Below are 19,445 nucleotides of genomic sequence, written 5' to 3' on the forward strand. Positions count from 1 at the left end.
TTACCGCTGCCGTGTCACAGTGAGCGCCTACGCTCTCGAGGTGACTCGGATGCTGATCGTGCTCTTGATATGGATAGTGGGTCTCGGCACCGCCGCGCTCGCAATTGTCGCCTCGCCCGGATGGTGGGTGATCGCTGTCGTCACACTCGCGCTGGCGGCCATGGGCACCTACGACCTCACTCAGAAGTCCCACAGCATCCTCCGTAACTATCCGGTCCTGGGGCACGCGCGATTCCTCCTCGAGAAGATTCGACCGGAGATCCAGCAGTACTTCGTCGAATCATCCACCGATGGAATGCCATTCGATCGCGAAACGCGAGATCTGGTTTACGAGCGGGCAAAGGGAACACTGGCGGAAGAGCCCTTCGGGACCGAGCGCGACGTCAATGCGATCGGCTACGAGTTCATGACGCATTCGATTCGCGCACGGACCGCCCCCGACACCGTTCCCCGAGTTCGCCTCGGCGGACGCGATTGCACGAAGCCGTACGACATCGCTCTCCTGAACGTCTCCGCGATGAGCTTCGGGTCGTTGTCCGCCAACGCAATCGAAGCCCTCAACGCCGGCGCCGCCAAAGGCGGCTTCGCCCACGACACCGGCGAAGGCGCGATCAGTCCGTATCACCGCAAACACGGCGGCGATCTGATCTGGGAAATCGCTTCGGGATACTTCGGATGCCGGACCGAGGACGGCCGATTCGATCCTGACCGTTTTGCCGAGCGCGCAGGCTCCGACCAGGTGAAGGCCATTTCGATCAAGCTCTCGCAAGGTGCGAAACCCGGGTTGGGTGGCGTGCTTCCCGGAGTCAAGGTCTCCCCCGAAATCGCCGAAACCCGCGGGGTACCCGTCGGCCAGACTGTGATTTCGCCACCCGCGCACACCGCGTTCAGCACCCCGGTCGAACTGGTCGATTTCATCGCGACCCTGCGAAAACTGTCGGGAGGCAAGCCGGTCGGGATGAAACTGTGTGTCGGCTCGCGTCGTGAATTCCTCGGAATCTGCAAGGCGATGATCGAACGCGGCATCACGCCCGACTTCATCATCGTGGACGGTTCCGAAGGCGGCACCGGCGCAGGTCCGGTGGAGTTCGAGGACCACATGGGCATGCCGTTGACCGAGGGCCTGATGCTGGTGCACAACGCTCTGGTGGGAACTGGTTTGCGCCCTCTCGTGAAAGTCGGCGCTTCCGGAAAGGTGGCGAGCGGTTCCGACATCGTCAAACGCATCATCCAGGGCGCAGACTTCACGATGGCGGCCCGCGCAATGATGTTCGCAGTGGGCTGTATTCAGGCCCAGATGTGCCACACCAACCGCTGCCCGGTCGGCGTTGCCACTCAGGATCCGGCACGCACCCGCGCACTCGACATCCCCGACAAGAGCGAGCGCGTCTACCGATTCCAGAAGGCAACCGTCGCCAGCGCGCAACAGATGATCGCGTCGATGGGCATCGATTCCTTCGACCAACTGCAACCGGGAATGCTCAACCGCCGCGTCGACGGTCTCACCACTCGCACCTATGCCGACCTGTTCGACTGGCTGATGCCGGGCGAACTGCTCGACTCCCCGCCGCAGAGCTGGCTCACCGATTGGATCGACGCCGACGCTCACCGATTCTGACGTCGGTCGACTCCCGCGTTTCAGATCGCGCGGATTCACCCTTCTGGTCCTACAGTGACAGATGGCCCGCTGTGACGGCGGCCACACGTGCACTAGTGGACGGAGTTCGACGATGAGCTTGACGACTGCGCCGGAACCAAATGTCGAGTACCTGAAAACCGATCCTGACCTGCCACCTGTCGGCGTCATCGACAAAACACCCATCTCCACGACTGCGCGCGTCGTCTTCCTTGTTCTCGGACTGGTCGGCGCGGGCGCCTGGTACATGATTGCGATCGTCCGCGGTGAACACATCAGCGCTGTGTGGTTCGTGTTGGCCGCAATCTGTACCTATCTGATCGCCTACCGCTTCTATGCGCGGTTGATCGAACGCAAGATCGTCAAGCCTCGCGACGACGTCGCCACTCCCGCCGAGATCATGGAGAACGGCGCCGACTACATGCCGACCGACCGTCGGGTGCTGTTCGGTCACCACTTCGCGGCAATTGCCGGTGCCGGCCCCCTGGTCGGACCCGTGTTGGCCGCGCAGATGGGATATCTTCCGGGAACGATCTGGATCATCGTCGGCGTCGTGTTCGCCGGGGCGGTGCAGGACTTCATGGTCCTGTGGATCTCGTCGAAGCGCCGCGGGCGCAGCCTCGGTCAGATGGCCCGCGAAGAACTCGGCCTTGTCGGCGGCGTCGCCGCACTGATCGGCGTGTTCGTCATCATGATCATCCTCATCGCGGTGCTCGGACTTGTGGTCGTCAATGCGCTCGCCGAGTCCCCGTGGGGAGTGTTCTCGATCGCGATGACCATCCCCATCGCGCTGTTCATGGGCGTGTACCTGCGGTATCTGCGGCCGGGCAAGGTTTCCGAGGTCTCCCTGATCGGCGTCGTCCTGCTTCTCCTTGCCATCGTCTCCGGCGGATGGGTTGCCGATACCGGTTGGGGCGCAGACTGGTTCACACTCTCGAAGGTCACCATCGCGTGGCTGATGATCGCGTACGGATTCGCCGCATCGGTGCTGCCAGTCTGGCTGCTCCTGGCACCGCGCGACTACCTGTCGACGTTCATGAAGGTCGGCACCATCGCGCTGCTGGCCATCGGAATTCTGGTCGCACGACCCGCTCTGAACATGCCGGCAGTGACGCCATTCGCCTCCAACGGCGAAGGCCCGGCCTTTGCCGGTTCACTGTTCCCGTTCCTGTTCATCACCATTGCCTGTGGCGCACTCTCGGGCTTCCACGCACTGATCGCGTCCGGTACGACGCCAAAGCTGCTCGAGAAGGAAAGCCAGACCAAGATGATCGGGTACGGCGGCATGCTGACCGAATCGTTTGTCGCGATCATGGCTCTGGTCACCGCCTGCATCCTCGATCAGCACCTGTACTTCGCACTCAACGCTCCCGCGGCACTGACCGGTGGAACACCGGAAACCGCAGCCGAATACGTCAACAATCTGCCCCTCGGCACTGCCCCCATCACACCGGACGTGCTGACTCAGGCAGCCGAGGCCGTCGGCGAAGAATCGATCATCTCGCGAACCGGCGGCGCCCCGACGCTCGCGTTCGGAATGTCCGAAGTGCTCAGCGACGTCTTCGGCGGCGACTCGCTGAAATCGTTCTGGTACCACTTCGCGATCATGTTCGAGGCGCTCTTCATCCTCACCACGATCGATGCCGGCACCCGCGTCGCTCGATTCATGCTCTCCGACTCGCTCGGCAACTTCGGCGGTCCGGCAAAGAAGTTCAAGGACCCGTCGTGGCGCATCGGCGCGTGGCTGTGCTCGCTGATCGTCGTCGCTGCCTGGGGCGCGATTCTGCTCATGGGTGTCACCGATCCGCTGGGCGGAATCAACACACTCTTCCCGCTCTTCGGCATCGCCAACCAGCTACTCGCCGCGATCGCGCTGACGGTGGTCATGACGATCGTCATGAAGAAGGGCCTGTTCAAATGGGCCTGGATTCCCGGCGTGCCGCTGGTGTGGGACCTGGTCGTAACCATGACCGCGTCGTACCAGAAGATCTTCTCCGACAACCCCGCGATCGGGTACTGGGCTCAGCACAACGTGTTCAAGGACGCGAAGGCTGCCGGCGAGACGGCGCACGGTTCCGCGAAGACTCCGGAGGCCATCGATGCCGTCATTCGCAACACCTTCATCCAGGGCACGTTGTCGATCATCTTCGCGTCACGGGTGATCGTCGTGGTCATCGCCGGGATCATCGTATGTGCCAAGGCAATCCGAGCAGGCGGGCTGCCGACCACCGAGTCCCCGGAAGAACCGTCGAAAATCTTCGGACCCGCCAGCTTCATTCCGACGCCAGCGGAGAAGGAAATCCAGAAAGAATGGGACGAGCTGATCAAAGCCGGGAAAGTCCGGGCGCCCGGCGCCGCACACGGAGGTGGGCACTGACCATGACGACGGCGACCATGACGGCAAAACTCACCACAGCGTTCCGCGGAACGCTGTGGTGGGTTCGCTCGGTGATGGGTGATCTCGACTATCAGCGCTACGTCGAGCACACCCGACGCCACCACGCCGACTCACCGGTAATCAGCGAACGAGAGTTCTGGCGCCGCCGTCACGCAGCAGCCGACGCCAACCCAGGCGCCCGCTGCTGCTGAATCCGGTCAGGGGCAGGTGGCCTTCGCGAGTTCGTAAATGTGGCCGGCCTGCTCGTCGGTGGGCTTGTTGCCGTTGTTCTCGGCCAGGTCGGTGATCTTGGTCTTGACCTCCGCCTCGTCCGTGCCGTTGGCGACCTCGGTACACGTGGTCGTCAAGATCTCCTCGATGTCTGCGTCGTCGCGGTTCTCCGCCAACGGTGCGTAAGCCCCACGGAACGTGGCGACGAACAGCGCCGTCTTGCCCTGATCGATGGCGTTGCCCGCTGACTGTTTCGCCGTCTCGAGCGCCTGTTGCCCGCTCGTGACTGCCTCGCTGATCTTGTTCTGCGCGTTGTCCTGATCCTCGGTGCTACACGCGGTGAGCCCGAGAACGACGATTGCTGCTGCCCCGACTGCTGCTGCGATTCTCATGACGGAAATGTTAGTCCGATCAGCATGCTTCAAAACACAGTATTGCAGCGCAACACACGAGTTATCGCATGCAGTCGTTACGATCAGCTCAGCTAGATCACCGGATTCGCACATCGGCGAGGAGATCCCTGCGCCGACGGAAAGGACGATCAGTGAGCGAGCAAGACAAGGGGACGTCCGCAGGGGTGCGCAAGCGCGACCGCGGCGAGATCATCGGGCAAGGGGGTATGTGGCTCGCAAAATGGTCGTTGGTGTTGGCGTCGATTTCGCTGGGCGCCTGGATTTTCGGCTGGCTGATCGAAAAGCTCTGGGTCATCATCCTGCCGGTGGCTCTGGCTATCGTTGTTGCGACAGTCATGTGGCCGCCGACCCGCGGCATGATCAAGCGCGGGATGCCACCGGCCGCGGCAGCCGGCATCACCCTGGTGCTCTCGATCGGAATCCTGGCCGGTGTGATCGCCGGCATCGTTCCGTCAGTGGTCAGCCAGGCCCCCGAGCTCGCGAACAAGACCACCGAGGGCATCAACCAGGTTCAGGACTGGCTCCAGGGTCCGCCGCTGAACCTGAAGGACGACCAGATCGACAACGCCGTCCATGCCGTCATCACCAAGGTGCAGGAAAGTGGAACCGCCATCGCTTCAGGCGTTTTCAGCGGCGTGAGCACAGCGAGCTCGTTGTTGGTCACGCTCGGTTTGGTCCTGATTCTCGCTTTCTTCTTCATCAAGGACGGACCGAGGTTCATCCCCTGGCTCCACGCTGTCGGCGGCGGCCGTGCCGGTCGGCATCTCGAAGAGGTCCTCACCCGCATGTGGGACACGCTCGGCGGATTCATCAGGACACAAGCACTGGTGAGTCTGATCGACGCGGTCTTCATCGGCGCCGGACTGCTGATACTCGGGGTCCCGCTGGCACCGGTGCTGGCAATTCTCACGTTCATCGGTGGCTTCATCCCGATCGTCGGTGCCTTTGTCGCCGGCGCCCTGGCCGTGTTGGTTGCGCTGGTGGCCAACGGTCTCACCACCGCCATCATCGTGTTGATCATCATCCTGGCCGTTCAGCAGATCGAAGGAAACGTCCTTCAGCCTGTGCTGCAGAGCAAGTCGATGAAACTCCACGCCGTCATCGTGCTGCTTGCCGTGGCCGCCGGTAGCTCGCTGTACGGCATCGTCGGCGCGTTCCTCGCAGTGCCCGTCGCCGCTGTGGCAGCAGTTGTCATCCGGTACATCGGCGAGCAGATCGACGAACGCGCAAGCGACAACGAGCCGATGCCCGCCGGCGATGCGTCGGACATCCTCGAGGATCAAGACGACGACGCCGAGTCAGAGGTAGAGAACAAAAAGGCCTGATCAGCCCGCGATCACCTTCACCGAGGAGCCTGCACGTCCGCGAATGACGTGCAGGCGACTCGGGATTCGCTGCCTCATCTCGTCCACGTGACTGACGATGCCCACCACTCGTCCACCGTCGCGAAGCTCGTCCAACACAGCCATCACCGAGTCGAGGGTGTCGGCGTCGAGAGTGCCGAATCCTTCGTCGATGAACATCGTGTCGAGAACGATTCCGCCGGACTCCGCCGCAACCACATCGGCAAGTCCGAGGGCCAAAGACAATGACGCCAAGAATGATTCACCGCCCGAGAGCGTCTTCGCCGAGCGAACGACACCCGTGAAGTCGTCCCGGATGTCGAGCCCCAGACCGCCGCGGCGACCCCGAGAACCTGCCTCGTCACTGTGCACGAACTCGTATCTGCCCCCGGACATCCGCTGCAGCCGAACCGATGCCGACACGGCGATCTCTTCCAACCGCGACGCGAGCACATACGCTCGCAGCGACATCTTGCGACTGTTCTGACCTTTGCCGGCGATCACGTCGGCAAGCGCCGCGAGTTCGTCGTGCAGTTCACGCTCAGGTGCAACCGCTTCGTATGCCTTCTCGAGTTGTCCGCTGAACCGTTCGAGATCCGACACACGGTTCTCGGCCAGGGAAGCAGCTGCAACAGCCGAGTTCACCACCTCGGCGCACTGAAGAGCACGCTCGCGAGGACCGTCGACGTCGACTGTCTCGACTTCGCTCACCGCAACGACCTCGGGGTCGTCGAGGACCGTCCGAGCGGCCACCTCGAGGTCGCGTGCTTTGGCGAGTTCCGTTTCGATCGCTGCGATTCGGGCCGGCGATCTCACCCCTTCGATCGCAGCCTCGACCGAATCGAATCCAGCAGCGGCCGCCGCAGCGGCCAGTTTGGTCGACAGTTCCGCCGATCGCGCCTGCGCACGAACGGCGTCGTCACGCATCTCAGACGCCGCCGAGGCAGCGGAGGCAAGCCTTTCGAACCGCGAGCGCTGAGCAGCGATGGTCGAATCTTCTCCCACCGCAGCGACGATCGCCGCTCGAATCTGCTCGACCGTGGCCGACAGAGTCGTCGTACGCTCGGTCAGTGCCGCCAATTCGGCCGTCAGAGAAGCGGATTCCTGTTGCAGCTCGCCGTCACGCTCGTTGAGATGCCCGAGCTTGTCGGCCAACCCTCCAACCTGACCGGCAGAGTGGGTCGCCTCGTCAACGGCGTTCCGAGCCGCGGCGCGGAGCCTGTCGAGTTCTGCGACGTCGCCGTCCCCGCCGCGGGCGATCACCCGGTCGATGTCACGGTCGACGGCTACCTGGTGGTCGACTACCTTGCTCAGGGCTTTCTCGGCCGCACGCTCGGCTGCGGACGCGGCTTCCAGATCGGGCTCGGTGACCGTGACGACATCAGACTGCGCCGGCGCAGGGTGTTCACGCGAACCACACACCTGGCATGGGTCACCGGGCGCGAGTGAACTCGCCAACTCCGCCGCCATGCCCTCGATACGCTTCTGCACGAGGTCGAGCCAGCGCCCGCGAGCACTCTGATGGGCGTCGCGCGCATCCAACACCTGCACACGAATCTTCTCGGCTTGCGTACGCAGAGAGACGAATTCATGACCCGCTGCCGCAGCATCCGATGCTTTGGCCAGTGCAGCTTCGAGGCCGGGCAGAGCCGCGTGCGCGCGTTGCGCATCCTCCAGTCGTTGGCCGGCCGAGCGCACCATCTCTGGCAGTTGAGTGCGTTCAACCGCGATGGCATCGATGCGCTCGGACAGAGCGTCTCGCCGAACTCCGAGTTTCTCGATCTCGGCTTCTGCCGCATCGGCTCTGCGAGCGTCCTCCGCCATTGCGTCCAGGCGAACGATCTCGTCACGCCAGGTCCGGATCCGAGCTACGACGCGTTGACGCTCGTCGTCGGTGGGTGGCCACACCTCCGGCACGAAAATCTCCGGACCGCCCGTTGCGGAGTAGGTCGACATCGCTGCGGTCATCGATTCGAGTGCGGCAGCGAGGTGCAAGCCGGCAGCGTCCACATCGCCGGCGACAGCGGCCACCGGCAGTGCGCGCTTGGCGGTCTCGAGTTCAGCGCCGATCACAGCTCTTTGGGCGGCGCCCGTATTGAATGCTGCGAGTTCAGCGGTCGCACGATTACGGCGAGCGACCAGATCTGCGGTTCGCTGCGCCGCCGACAGAACCCGATTAGCCTCGGCTGCTGCATCTTTCGCGGTCACCAGCTCCGCAAGACTTGTATCGCGGGTGTCCTGAGCCTCGGCGAGGAGTTTGCGCGACCATTCCAGTGGGTGTGCCTCGGCGCCTACCTCGAGTCCCGCAGCTGTCTCGACCTTCGCGAGCAGCAGCCGCACGGATTGCTCCCTGGCCGCGAGCGCGGTCGCACTTGCCTTTCGCTTGGCGTCGAACCATGCCTCGACGGAGACAAAACGCTTGGTGTCGAACAGACGCTCGAGCAGTTTGCCTCGCTCGTCACTCTCGGCACGCAGGAATTTGGCGAACTCACCCTGCGGCAAGAGCACCACCTGGAAGAACTGATCAGCGCTCATGCCCATGAGGCGGTTGATCTCGTCACCGATGTCAGGGATGCGCGAAAGATTCTCGCCGCGGCCGTCCAACCACGTCAGTGTGGCCTTTGCATTCTCTGTGATCGAACCGGTGCCACGCTTCTTCGGGCGCGAATACTCTGGACTACGAACAAGTTTGATTCTGCGACCACTGATGGTCGCTTCGAGTTCCACGCGCGGCACCGAACCGGCGGGCGCGTGATCGGACAGTAGCCGTTTGCCCTCGTTGCGCGCACCCGGCACCCGCCCGTACAGGGCAAACGCAACCGCGTCGAGGATCGTGGTCTTGCCTGCCCCGGTGTCACCGTGCAGAAGGAACAGCCCGTCTGCACCCAAACGGTCGAAGTCGACCTCGACCGTGTCGGCGAAGGGCCCGAAAGAGCTGACTTCGAGTTTGTGCAGCCTCACGCGGTTTCACTCAGTTCTACCGTGGACTCCTCGGCGCGCGCGGCAGCGCTGAGCGCTTCGGCCATCAACGTGACCTCACGCTCGGACGGGTCACTACGCACTGCCGAGACAAAGCCGCGGGCGATCTCCATGTCGGTTCGACCCCGTACCGCATCGCGGTACTTGAGATCCGATTGCCCTTCCGGCCTTTGCCATTCGAGATGAACGGCAAACGGGAAACGTGCCTGAAGTTGCCTCATGGCATCGACGGGACGGACCGGGTCGGTGAGCAATGCGGAGAGGTAGCACTGCTCGGAATCGGTGTACTTCGACTCACCGAGTAGTTCCTCGAGAGTTCCCGTCACCTGGCTCAGCCCCCGAATGACCGGGAGATCCAGGCGCTGCACCGACGACAGGCCGGCTGCGTCGAGTTCGATCAGCAGCGCCGCCTTACGGTGGCTGCGTTCACCGAACGAATACGGCAACGGTGAACCCGAGTACCGCACACTCTCCGAGAGCATCTGCGGAGAATGTAGGTGTCCGAGGGCGACGTAGTCGACGCCGTCGAACTCTCCCACTGCGACGGTCTCCACTCCGCCGACCGAGATGGAGCGTTCCGATTCAGAGGCCTCACCGCCCACGACGAAGGCATGGGCGAGCAATACCGATCGAGTCGCGGGGTCGGCAGCCGTTCGTTCGGCGAGATCTCGCCGAACACGCGACATGGCCGCTCCGAGGATGTCGGAATGAGTACGAGCCCGGGGCACGTCCAACTCGACGCGCGTGATCTCCGGCTCGAGATACGGAATCCCGTAAAAGGCGACGGGCCCGAACTGATCGCTCAGCATCACCGGAGTACCGATCTGGCCGACTCGGGTGATCAAGTGCAAGCCGCCGGCAGCGGCAAAGGATGCCCCGGCTCCGAGCCGCACCGCGGAATCGTGATTGCCGGACGTCGCGACGATGACCGCCCCCGCCGCCCGGATTGCCTCGAAGCCTCGATTGCACACGGTGACCGCGTCGGAACTGGGAATCGAGCGGTCGTAGATGTCACCGGGCACGACCACGGCGTCGACGCCGTGTTCGCGGACGGAATCTGCGATGGAACCGAGCACACTCGCCTGATCGGCCAACAGATCGACGCCGTGAAAGGTGCGACCTATATGCCAATCGGAGGTGTGCAGAATCTTCATGAATCCGACGGTAGAGCAGCCCACCGACACCGCCGATCTCCCACGCTGACGGCTTCGTCGGTGTGCCCCAACCCACGAGCGTCCGGTGACCCTGCACACAATCCGTCCGGTTCGTTTGGCGAAGAACCCGAAACCATCGCGCCATCGCGTCGATAAATGCGCCAGCCACGACCCGCACAAACACGGCCGACAACGCAAGAACCGCTAATGTCGTTATGTGTCTGCAACCCAACGTGCTCGCTCCGGGGTACCGCTGGACAAGCGATCGCTCATCGTGACCGTCCCCGGCCTGCCCTGGTGGGGAGTGATCCTGCTTGCTGCCGGTGTGACCGCCGTCGGCGTACTGATCGATGCCACCGGAGGCGGCGGAGAGCTCACCGCGGTGTTCTCGACGTTCTACTTCCTGGGCTGTCTCTTCGCTGTGGTTGCCGCTTCGAACAAAGCACTCTTCACCGCGATGGCCCAACCGCCGTTGCTGCTCTTCGCTGCGGTGCCGATCGGGCACACGCTCATCGGCAAGGACAACAGCACCGCGCTGCGCGATATCGCGATCAACATCGCGTACCCGTTGGTCAACCGCTTTCCGATCATGTTGGCCGCAACCGTGGTCGTGCTGATCATCGGTGGCTTCCGATACTTCCTGCTCAATCAGCGCCCCACCGGGCCCGCGCGCTCGACCCGCTCCCGCCGCTCGGCGGCCACCACTCGTGACTCCTCTGCGGCTGCCACGCGAGAACAACCCGCACCCGAGACCGGGCGTCGACGCAGAGTCTCGGACGCGCCCGTCCCCGGGCCGCCGCGTCGCCGCGCCCCCGAGGTGGACGAGCAGCCCGCCTACCGAAGCACCCCCAGGCGCGAGCCGATCCAGGACGAGCGTCCGCTGCCGCCTCGGAGAAGCCCTCAGCCACCCAGGGTCGATCGCACGCACCAACCGCCTACGCGTCGCCCCCAGCCCGACAGTCGGCCCGTGGCAGACGACGACTACCCGTCGTACGGTCGCCGCCGGGCGCCCGAGCCCACTTCGTCGCCCAGACGTGAGGAGCGGATGGAGCCCTTCTTCGCTTCGGGTGACGACGTATCGCCGCCGCTGCCCCCTCGCCGCCGCCCACCCGGAGTCGATCTTCCCGCGTATCCGCCGCCGCGAGTTCGGTACCGCGATCGCGAAGAGCCCTGAACAGACGCGCTCGGTAGCACAAAAATGCGGGGCACCTTCCAGATGGAAGGTGCCCCGCATTTTCTTGTTTCAGGACGTGCGCGCTGCTCGCAATTCACGGGGAAGGGCGAACACCAGAGTCTCGTTGGCAGTGGTGACGGGTTGAACGTCGTTGTATCCGTGCTCGGCAAGAAGTTCGATCACGCCGCGCACGAGCACCTCGGGTACCGATGCACCCGACGTGATGCCGACGGTCTGGACACCCTCGAGCCACGCGAGATCGACCTCACGGGCGTAGTCGACCAGGTACGACGCGGCAGCGCCCGCCCCGAGCGCGACCTCGACCAGGCGAACCGAGTTGGACGAGTTCCGCGAACCCACCACGATCACGAGATCACACTCGGGAGCCATCGCCTTGACCGCGACCTGACGGTTCTGCGTGGCGTAACAGATGTCGTCGGACGGCGGGTCCTGCAGATTGGGGAAGCGCTCACGCAGGCGCGCGACGGTCTGCATCGTCTCGTCGACGCTCAGTGTGGTCTGGGAAAGCCAGATGACCTTCGACTCGTCACGAACCGTGACCGCGTCGACCGAATCCGGGCCGTCGACGATGGTGACGTGATCGGGAGCCTCACCTGCGGTGCCCTCGACCTCCTCGTGGCCTTCGTGGCCGATGAGCAGAATGTCGTAATCGTCGCGGGCGAATCGCTTCGCTTCCTGGTGCACCTTCGTGACCAGGGGGCACGTCGCGTCGATCGTGCGCAGGTTCCGCTCGGCAGCCGAGTCGTGGACGGCCGGCGACACACCGTGCGCCGAGAACACGAGCAACGATCCCTCGGGAACCTCGTCGGTTTCGTCGACGAAGATCACGCCCTGATCTTCGAGCGTCTCGACGACGTGGCGATTGTGGACGATCTCCTTACGCACGTAGATGGGTGCGCCGTGCTTCTCGAGGGCCTTCTCGACGGTCTCGACCGCGCGGTCGACGCCGGCGCAGTAGCCGCGAGGCTCGGCGAGGAGCACGCGCTTGGCGCTGCCCTTGCGGGTGGACGGCGAATCAGCCGAGTGCGCGATACCGAGATTGAGAGGAACAGCCGAAGACATGTGATCAGCCTACTGGCACCTCGAACGTGAGACACTCCGGCAAACGTGAACACCTCGGTTTCGGGCTCCGATCGAAGGTTCCGAAGTAAACGAGTACAGCCGTCACAGGCAAGTCGGCTACCGATTGTCGGAGCTTTGCGGCAAGCTGTGGGAATGATCCGACCACCGTTCGTGGCGCGCGTTGCCGCGGGACTCGCCGTCACCGCGATGGAAGAGGCAAAGAAGTTGCCCACCACCGCCGTCGCCCTGCCGATGACCGCCGTGAGCCAGATGCTGCAGACAAGCATGCGCGTGCAGCAGTCGATCACCTCGCTGGCGATCAAGGGCGATCAGGCATTTGCACTGATCAACTGGTCTTCCGAGGACGAACAGCCCGAGTGGGCGGTCTTCGACGAAGACGTCGATGCGCCTGCTGACCCGACGCCTTCCACCGGATCGACCACCGCTGACACCCCGACCAACGCCGGTCGCTTCGCGCTCTACTCGCTCGAGCCGACTGCCCCCATCGAGGAACCCGCACCCGTCGCCGAGTCCGAATCCACGGCAGCTACGACGGACGGACCTGCCGAAGAGCCCGAGATCGTCACCGAACTCGACTACCCCAACCTCACACTCGCACAGCTCCGTGCGCGCATCCGGACGCTCAGCATCGACGAGCTGACCGCAGTCCTGGACTACGAGAATGCGACGCTCGCCCGGGCACCGTTCCAGACCATGCTCACTAACCGCATCACCACAGCCAAGGCAAAGTGACTTCCGCAACGCCCCCCGCTTCATCGCAGCGATCGTCCGGCGCCAGTAGCGCTGAGCAGCCGTGGCCGGTCCGCACGGTTTCCGCCAAGGTCGCCGGCTGGATCGATCGGCTCGGCAGTATCTGGGTCGAAGGTCAGATCACCCAGATCAATGCACGCCCCGGCACCCGAACGGCCTTCCTCGTCCTGCGTGATCCGTCGGCAGACATGTCGCTGTCGATCACGTGCTCACCGCAGTTGTTGCACAACTCCCCGGTGCCGTTGACCGAGGGCTCGCGAGTCGTGATGTTCGGCAAGCTCTCGTTCTACACCGGACGCGGAACGGTGTCGTTGCGTGTCACCGAGATTCGCGCCGTGGGTATCGGTGAGCTGCTTGCCCGCATCGAGAGACTGCGCGCCTTGCTCGCCGCCGAGGGCTTGTTCGATCCGCGGCTCAAACGGCCGCTTCCGTTTCTGCCCGGCACGATCGGCCTGATCACGGGCCGAGCCAGTGCGGCCGAGAAGGATGTCGTCTCAGTCGCCCATCGTCGTTGGCCAGCAGTTGCCATCGCAGTGCGTAACACCGCGGTTCAGGGTCCGACTGCTGTTCCCCAGATCATCGAAGCGCTGAAGGAACTCGACGCCAACCCGGTAGTCGACGTCATCATCCTCGCTCGCGGCGGCGGTAGCGTCGAGGATCTCCTGCCGTTCTCCGACGAAGCGCTGTGCCGCGCCATCGTGGCCTGCACGACGCCGATCGTCAGTGCCATCGGACACGAGCCGGACAGCCCGCTCAGTGACCACGTCGCCGACCTGCGCGCAGCCACACCCACGGACGCGGCCAAGCGCGTCGTACCCGACGCGGTTGCGGAAGCTGCCCTGGTTGCGGATCTGCGTGACCGCAGCGCTGCGGCACTGCGCAGCTGGGTCAAGCGTGAGTCTCATCTGATCGAACAGTTGCGCACTCGACCGGTCATGGCATCGCCGCTGCTCGCGGTGGACCGTCGCGCCGAGGAGGTCGAAAGGCTCCAAGCCGCCGGACGACGCGATGTGACTCGGTTGATCGACTCCGAGTCCCGAACGATCGAGCATCTGCGCGCCCGGCTCACCACGCTGGGCCCCGCCGCGACGCTGGCCCGCGGATACGCAGTCGTGCAACGTGTTGTCGCCGAAGGCGATCCGGAGGTTCTGCGCTCGGTCGAGGACGCGCCACCCGGTACCCAGATTCGAGTTCGACTTGCAGACGGCGCCGTTCGCGCCGCAGTGATGGGAAGAGAAAAATGAGCAACGCCACCGACACCGACATCAACGAACTCGGCTACGAAGCAGCCCGGGACGAACTGGTGAGCGTCGTGAAGATTCTCGAACAGGGCGGTCTGGACCTCGACGCGTCACTCTCACTGTGGGAGCGAGGCGAAGCGTTGGCCAAGCGCTGTGAAGAGCACTTGGCCGGCGCGAGGGCCCGCGTCGAAAAGGCTCTGGCCGAAGCGGACGAGTAGCGTCCGCTCCGACCGCAAATCCTATGGCGTGATCGGCTGCGCTGCGCCGACCTTCTCGGCAAGAATCCGGAACTCTTCCGGCGTCGCCGCGCCCGTGAGCAACAGGCGAACATCCCCGACGTCCGTGACCCAGATCGACTCGACACCTTCGCCGCCGAAGACGTTCCACGTATCGGCACCGACGGTCTCGACTCCGGTCGCGAATCGCTGTCCACCGGCAACATGTGACACCAACGGGAATTCCTCGGCGTTGCTCTGTGTCAGCTGGATGTAGCGACCACTGGTCGTGATGAATCCCACAGTGCTCGAATCTCCGCCGCCGTCGCCGGAGATGATCTTGCGACTGCCGGAGTTCGGAGTCCACCCGTCCGGAACACCGGGATTACGGATGGGAAATCCGAGTTCCTTCGCGTCGTAGTTCAGAGCTGCGTCCACGTCGACGCTCGGGATAGGCCCCTGTGTCGGGCCGCCAGGACTGAACGTGCACTGGCTGGCGATGCCCGCAATGATGATGCAGAACAGCACCAACGGTACGAGAGACCAGACCATGTCTTTGTTGTCTTCGAGAATGCGGGGTTTCTTCGATGCCACACCCCCAGTATCCAGGTACTCCGCAGTAGATACGATTCCCGGTCCCCCTCGAGCGAGACAAAACGTCTCTGCGGCGACCCGACAGCGCACGTAGCCGCTCCCATCTGGGACAATGACGCCTGAAGAAACCACTGCGTCGACACACCCCGTCGACCGCGACCGCGCCAGGAGGCACCGCACATGACGGCCAGCAGCACTCATCGTGAGACCCCGGACCGTAACCTCGCACTCGAATTGGTCCGAGTCACCGAAGCCGGTGCTATGGCTGCCGGCCGCTGGGTAGGCCGCGGCGACAAGGAAGGCGGCGACGGAGCAGCCGTCGACGCCATGCGTCAGCTCGTCTCCTCAGTCTCGATGCGCGGCATCGTCGTCATCGGTGAAGGCGAGAAGGACGAAGCGCCGATGCTGTTCAACGGCGAAGAGGTCGGAAACGGCGACGGCCCCGACTGTGACTTCGCCGTCGACCCGGTCGACGGCACCACCTTGATGTCCAAGGGCATGCCCAACGCGATCTCTGTTCTGGCTGTTGCCGAGCGCGGCGCGATGTTCGATCCGTCGGCCGTGTTCTACATGGAGAAGATCGCTGTCGGGCCGGATGCCGCAGATGTCATCGACATCAGCGCACCGATCGCCGAGAACATCAAGCGCGTGGCCAAGGTCAAGAAGGCGTCGGTCTCCGACATCACGATCTGCATCCTGGACCGCCCGCGTCACAACCAGCTGATCCAGGACGTTCGCGACACCGGCGCTCGTATCCGTCTGATCTCCGACGGTGACGTTGCCGGCGCGATCGCCGCAGCGCGTCCGGAGTCCGGCACCGACATGCTCGTGGGCATCGGCGGAACGCCAGAGGGCATCATCGCCGCAGCAGCCATGCGCTGCATGGGTGGATCGTTGCAGGGCAAGCTGGCCCCCACCGACGACGAAGAGCGTCAGAAGGCCATCGACGCCGGTCACGATCTCGATCGGATCCTGTCCACCGAAGATCTCGTCTCGGGCGAGAACGTCTTCTTCTGCGCCACCGGCGTCACCGACGGTGACCTCCTGCGCGGCGTCCGCTACTACGGCGGCGGCGCCAGCACGCAGTCCATCGTGATGCGTAGCAAGTCCGGCACCGTTCGCATGATCGACGCGTACCACCGTCTCGAGAAGCTGCGCGAGTACAGCTCCGTCGACTTCGACGGCGAAGAGGGCGCGGTTCCCCCGACGTTCTGATGGGCTCCGCCCCGTGAGTGGTTAGGGAGTCCCTGCACTCCTTAACCGCTCACGGGGGACGTAGTCCCCTACCCGCTCTCGAAAAGTGGCAATGTGGAGCCATGACGGAGAGCAACGATCAACAGTTCCGAATCGAACACGACACCATGGGCGAAGTTCGGGTGCCCATCGACGCACTGTGGCGAGCACAGACCCAGCGTGCAGTCGAGAACTTCCCGATCAGCGGGCGCCCGCTCGAGCGCACCCAGATCCGCGCAATGGGCCTGCTGAAAGCAGCGTGTGCGCAGGTCAACAAGGACCTCGGACTCCTCGACGCGGACAAGGCCGACGCAATCATCGCCGCCGCGAACGAGATCGCCGAAGGCAAGCACGACGATCAGTTCCCCATCGACGTCTTCCAGACCGGCTCGGGAACCAGTTCGAACATGAACGCCAACGAGGTCATCGCATCCATCGCGAAGGCCGCCGGTGTGGACGTACATCCCAATGATCACGTCAACATGTCGCAGTCCTCCAACGACACCTTCCCCACCGCCACGCATGTCGCAGCTACCGAAGCAGCGGTCACCGATCTTGTTCCGGCACTGGAACATCTGCATGCTGCGCTTGCCACGAAGGCGACCGAGTGGAAGACCGTCGTCAAATCCGGACGCACCCATCTGATGGACGCTGTGCCGGTCACGCTCGGTCAGGAGTTCGGCGGCTACGCACGTCAGATCGAGGCCGGCATCGAGCGCGTCAACGCAACACTCCCCCGCCTCGGCGAGCTGCCGATCGGCGGAACAGCAGTCGGCACCGGTCTCAATGCTCCGGATGGATTCGGGCCCAAAGTTGTTGCCGAACTGGTCAAGTCGACCGGTGTCGACGCGCTGACTCCGGCGAAGAACAGCTTCGAAGCGCAGGCCGCGCGTGACGGACTGGTCGAGGCATCGGGCGCGCTGCGGACCATCGCCGTCTCACTGACGAAGATTGCCAACGACATTCGGTGGATGGGATCGGGTCCGCTGACCGGACTCGGCGAGATCGCACTCCCTGATCTGCAGCCGGGAAGCTCGATCATGCCCGGAAAGGTGAACCCGGTCCTGCCCGAGGCAACCACTCAGGTTGCGGCTCAGGTGATCGGAAACGACGCCGCCATCGCGTGGGGTGGCGCCGCCGGAGCTTTCGAACTCAACGTCTACATCCCGGTCATGGCCCGCAACCTGCTGGAGTCGTTCACCTTGCTGGCCAACGTCTCTCGACTGTTCGCCGACAAGTGCGTCAGCGGACTGGTCGCGCACGAGGAGCACCTCAAGACACTCGCCGAATCTTCGCCGTCGATCGTGACGCCCCTCAACTCGGCAATCGGTTACGAGGAAGCCGCAGCCGTCGCGAAGCAGGCGCTCAAAGAGAAGAAGACGATCCGTCAGGTCGTCATCGAGCGCGGACTCGTCCCGGACAAGCTGAGCGAGGAAGAACTCGACAAGCGTCTCGACGTTCTGGCGATGGCGAAGGTCAAGGACTGAACAAACAAAAGAGTGGCGGTTTCCACTTCGGAAACCGCCACACTTTTCCCTACACCGTAGTGGTTGCCCGCCACTCGTCGGTGCGATCGGGGCTCGCCTCGGCCAATGCTTTCAGCGTCGCTTCGCGATCGAAATCCTTGCCGTACACGGGAGTTCCCGGCTGCTGACGCCAGGAATCGTCGATCGTTCCCGCATCGACGGGATCGAAGCCCAACTGATTGATCAGATCGAAGACGACCTGCTTGTTCGCGTCGTCGTCGCCGGCGATGGGTAGCGCAATGCGCCCCTCTGCACCTTCGGGAAGCCCCTTCTCGAGGAGATGCTTCCACCAGATTCCGTTGAACGCCTTGAACACCGGTACACCCAGGTGTTCCTGCACCCATCCGCTTTCGGTCTGTCCGTCCTCGATGGCGGCGATCAGACCGTCACGCTGTTGCGGGTAATAGTTGTTGGTTTCGATGACCGGGGCACCTGCGACCGCACCGCTGAGAATCCCCGCCGGTAGATCAACCACGTTCTTCTGCGGAATGCTCACGATGACCAGCTCGGCACCCTCGGCGGCCTCGGTGCTGCGGACTGCCTTCGCACCCGTCTCGGCTTCCAGTTCTGCAAGCGTGTCCGGTGTCCGCGAGTTCGAGACGCGCACGTCGTGACCGAGCGCAGCGAGCCTACGTGTGAGCGTGCCACCGATCTGACCGGCTCCGATGATTCCGATGCGCATGATCCTGCTCCTTCGTCGTGTGGAGTGGCGATCGCGCCACCGCTGCATTCGTCAACGACGAGAACGCACCGGGTCATTCCGCACCGGCCATTTCAACTCCCGTTGATTCAATCGGTTGACGAATCGAGTGCGAGTTTGATGCGAACACTGACCGGGTCGGTCTGCAATCCGCGAAAGGCAGAGGCCGTCAGCGCCGATCTGATCTTCCCCGACGCAAATGTCTTCACCCGCGCCGGCACGTCGTCGTCCGGCATGATCTGGGCCTGTCCGTCCACCCACTCGCCGCGGCGACGGATCCGAACCTTCGGCATCGCAGAGATATTGGCACCCCACCCCGTGCCGGTGCCATGCTGCGCAATGACCCACGCCTCGTCACCGTCGTAGGTGATCGCAACGGGCACTCGGCGGGTCAGACCGGTTCGGCGTCCAACCGTCTCGATCTCGGTCATCAACGACGGCATCAAACCGATCCGATTCAATCCGGTGACCAGCGGATTGGCGAAATACTTCCCGACTGCGACTTCGATTCTTCGTTTTCGTGCAACTGACGTCGGTACCGGCATGTCGTTTCCTCTCCTCCGAAGCTGGTGCTCGAAGCAACAGCTTTATACCGCACGATATAAGCACTGTTCGAGGAGTCTTGCCACCAAGAATCTCCGTCGATACCCACCACCTGCACACAACACTTGACTGTGTCTGTCGGTTACATCTAGTCTCAGATTCGTTCCTATACCGATCGACATACTGGGAGGCAGTGATGAACACACCTCGAGACGCCTCGTTGCCATGACCG

The 19,445-nt window shown here is 63.6% G+C and carries 17 protein-coding genes; 10 read left to right on the forward strand and 7 right to left on the reverse strand.

From position 1 onward, the window contains the following. Nucleotides 1-40: 40 nt before the first annotated feature. The 3 genes from M1L53_RS30880 to M1L53_RS30890 all read left to right on the forward strand — a co-directional run bounded on the left by M1L53_RS30880 (nucleotide 41) and on the right by M1L53_RS30890 (nucleotide 4,225). Nucleotides 41-1,618, forward strand: coding sequence for an FMN-binding glutamate synthase family protein (locus tag M1L53_RS30880; RefSeq protein ID WP_037132028.1), 1,578 nt, complete (start codon nucleotides 41-43; stop codon nucleotides 1,616-1,618). A gap of 112 nt (nucleotides 1,619-1,730) precedes the next feature. Continuing rightward, nucleotides 1,731-4,013 (forward strand): carbon starvation CstA family protein, encoded by a 2,283-nt coding sequence (locus M1L53_RS30885; RefSeq protein ID WP_054188761.1) that lies wholly within the window; start codon nucleotides 1,731-1,733, stop codon nucleotides 4,011-4,013. Nucleotides 4,014-4,015: 2 nt separating this feature from the next. Further along, nucleotides 4,016-4,225, forward strand: coding sequence for a YbdD/YjiX family protein (locus M1L53_RS30890; protein ID WP_003945213.1), 210 nt, complete (start codon nucleotides 4,016-4,018; stop codon nucleotides 4,223-4,225). A 6-nt stretch (nucleotides 4,226-4,231) separates the two neighbouring features. Here M1L53_RS30890 and M1L53_RS30895 read toward each other — a convergent pair whose 3' ends face one another. After that, nucleotides 4,232-4,636 carry a hypothetical protein gene (locus M1L53_RS30895; protein ID WP_003945253.1) on the reverse strand — a complete coding sequence of 135 codons (405 nt, stop codon included), beginning with the start codon at nucleotides 4,634-4,636 and terminating at the stop codon, nucleotides 4,232-4,234. 152 nt (nucleotides 4,637-4,788) lie between these two features. Here M1L53_RS30895 and M1L53_RS30900 point away from each other — a divergent pair, with 152 nt between their 5' ends. Further along, nucleotides 4,789-5,982: an AI-2E family transporter gene (locus tag M1L53_RS30900; protein WP_003945249.1), complete on the forward strand. Its 1,194-nt coding sequence runs from the start codon at nucleotides 4,789-4,791 to the stop codon at nucleotides 5,980-5,982. On the opposite strand, the gene M1L53_RS30905 is transcribed toward M1L53_RS30900, so the two are convergent. Next, entirely contained in the window at nucleotides 5,983-8,961 is a 2,979-nt protein-coding gene (locus M1L53_RS30905) for an AAA family ATPase (protein ID WP_054188762.1), read from the reverse strand. It abuts the gene before it with no gap. After that, a complete protein-coding gene (locus M1L53_RS30910) occupies nucleotides 8,958-10,133 on the reverse strand; it encodes an exonuclease SbcCD subunit D (protein WP_054188763.1) in 1,176 nt (391 codons plus the stop codon). The genes M1L53_RS30905 and M1L53_RS30910 overlap by 4 nt, the downstream gene beginning before the upstream one ends. Before the next feature lie 217 nt (nucleotides 10,134-10,350). On the opposite strand from M1L53_RS30910, the gene M1L53_RS30915 reads away from it, so the two are divergent. After that, entirely contained in the window at nucleotides 10,351-11,307 is a 957-nt protein-coding gene (locus M1L53_RS30915) for a DUF6542 domain-containing protein (RefSeq protein ID WP_007726347.1), read from the forward strand. Nucleotides 11,308-11,376: 69 nt separating this feature from the next. Here the strand turns inward: M1L53_RS30915 and M1L53_RS30920 are convergent, their stop codons facing one another. Next, nucleotides 11,377-12,390, reverse strand: a complete 1,014-nt coding sequence (locus M1L53_RS30920; RefSeq protein WP_003945273.1) for a 4-hydroxy-3-methylbut-2-enyl diphosphate reductase — start codon at nucleotides 12,388-12,390, stop codon at nucleotides 11,377-11,379. Nucleotides 12,391-12,543: 153 nt separating this feature from the next. Between M1L53_RS30920 and M1L53_RS30925 the strand changes: the two genes are divergently transcribed. From M1L53_RS30925 to M1L53_RS30935, 3 genes are read left to right on the forward strand one after another with little or no spacing between them, the layout of a single operon-like run. After that, complete coding sequence (locus M1L53_RS30925) at nucleotides 12,544-13,143, forward strand: lipid droplet-associated protein (protein WP_030536251.1); 600 nt, start codon at nucleotides 12,544-12,546, stop codon at nucleotides 13,141-13,143. Beyond that, complete coding sequence (xseA, locus tag M1L53_RS30930) at nucleotides 13,140-14,405, forward strand: exodeoxyribonuclease VII large subunit (protein ID WP_042920858.1); 1,266 nt, start codon at nucleotides 13,140-13,142, stop codon at nucleotides 14,403-14,405. Before M1L53_RS30925 ends, xseA begins: the two co-directional genes overlap by 4 nt. Further along, nucleotides 14,402-14,620 (forward strand): exodeoxyribonuclease VII small subunit, encoded by a 219-nt coding sequence (locus M1L53_RS30935; RefSeq protein ID WP_003945276.1) that lies wholly within the window; start codon nucleotides 14,402-14,404, stop codon nucleotides 14,618-14,620. Before xseA ends, M1L53_RS30935 begins: the two co-directional genes overlap by 4 nt. Before the next feature lie 21 nt (nucleotides 14,621-14,641). On the opposite strand, the gene M1L53_RS30940 is transcribed toward M1L53_RS30935, so the two are convergent. Further along, on the reverse strand, nucleotides 14,642-15,211 hold the full coding sequence (locus M1L53_RS30940; protein WP_003945206.1) for a DUF4245 domain-containing protein: 570 nt from the start codon (nucleotides 15,209-15,211) through the stop codon (nucleotides 14,642-14,644). A gap of 180 nt (nucleotides 15,212-15,391) precedes the next feature. Between M1L53_RS30940 and glpX the strand changes: the two genes are divergently transcribed. Together glpX and M1L53_RS30950 are read left to right on the forward strand one after the other, a co-directional pair. Beyond that, complete coding sequence (gene glpX, locus M1L53_RS30945; protein ID WP_003945202.1) at nucleotides 15,392-16,426, forward strand: class II fructose-bisphosphatase; 1,035 nt, start codon at nucleotides 15,392-15,394, stop codon at nucleotides 16,424-16,426. A gap of 101 nt (nucleotides 16,427-16,527) precedes the next feature. Next, nucleotides 16,528-17,931, forward strand: a complete 1,404-nt coding sequence (locus M1L53_RS30950) for a class II fumarate hydratase (protein ID WP_003945220.1) — start codon at nucleotides 16,528-16,530, stop codon at nucleotides 17,929-17,931. A gap of 49 nt (nucleotides 17,932-17,980) precedes the next feature. Here the strand turns inward: M1L53_RS30950 and M1L53_RS30955 are convergent, their stop codons facing one another. Next, nucleotides 17,981-18,700, reverse strand: coding sequence for an NADPH-dependent F420 reductase (locus M1L53_RS30955; protein WP_080909223.1), 720 nt, complete (start codon nucleotides 18,698-18,700; stop codon nucleotides 17,981-17,983). 59 nt (nucleotides 18,701-18,759) lie between these two features. Beyond that, nucleotides 18,760-19,215 carry a nitroreductase family deazaflavin-dependent oxidoreductase gene (locus tag M1L53_RS30960; protein ID WP_054188764.1) on the reverse strand — a complete coding sequence of 152 codons (456 nt, stop codon included), beginning with the start codon at nucleotides 19,213-19,215 and terminating at the stop codon, nucleotides 18,760-18,762. Nucleotides 19,216-19,445: the final 230 nt, after the last annotated feature.

The sequence above is a fragment of the Rhodococcus sp. T9N genome (assembly GCF_024436645.1).
GTDB lineage: Bacteria > Actinomycetota > Actinomycetes > Mycobacteriales > Mycobacteriaceae > Rhodococcus_F > Rhodococcus_F qingshengii.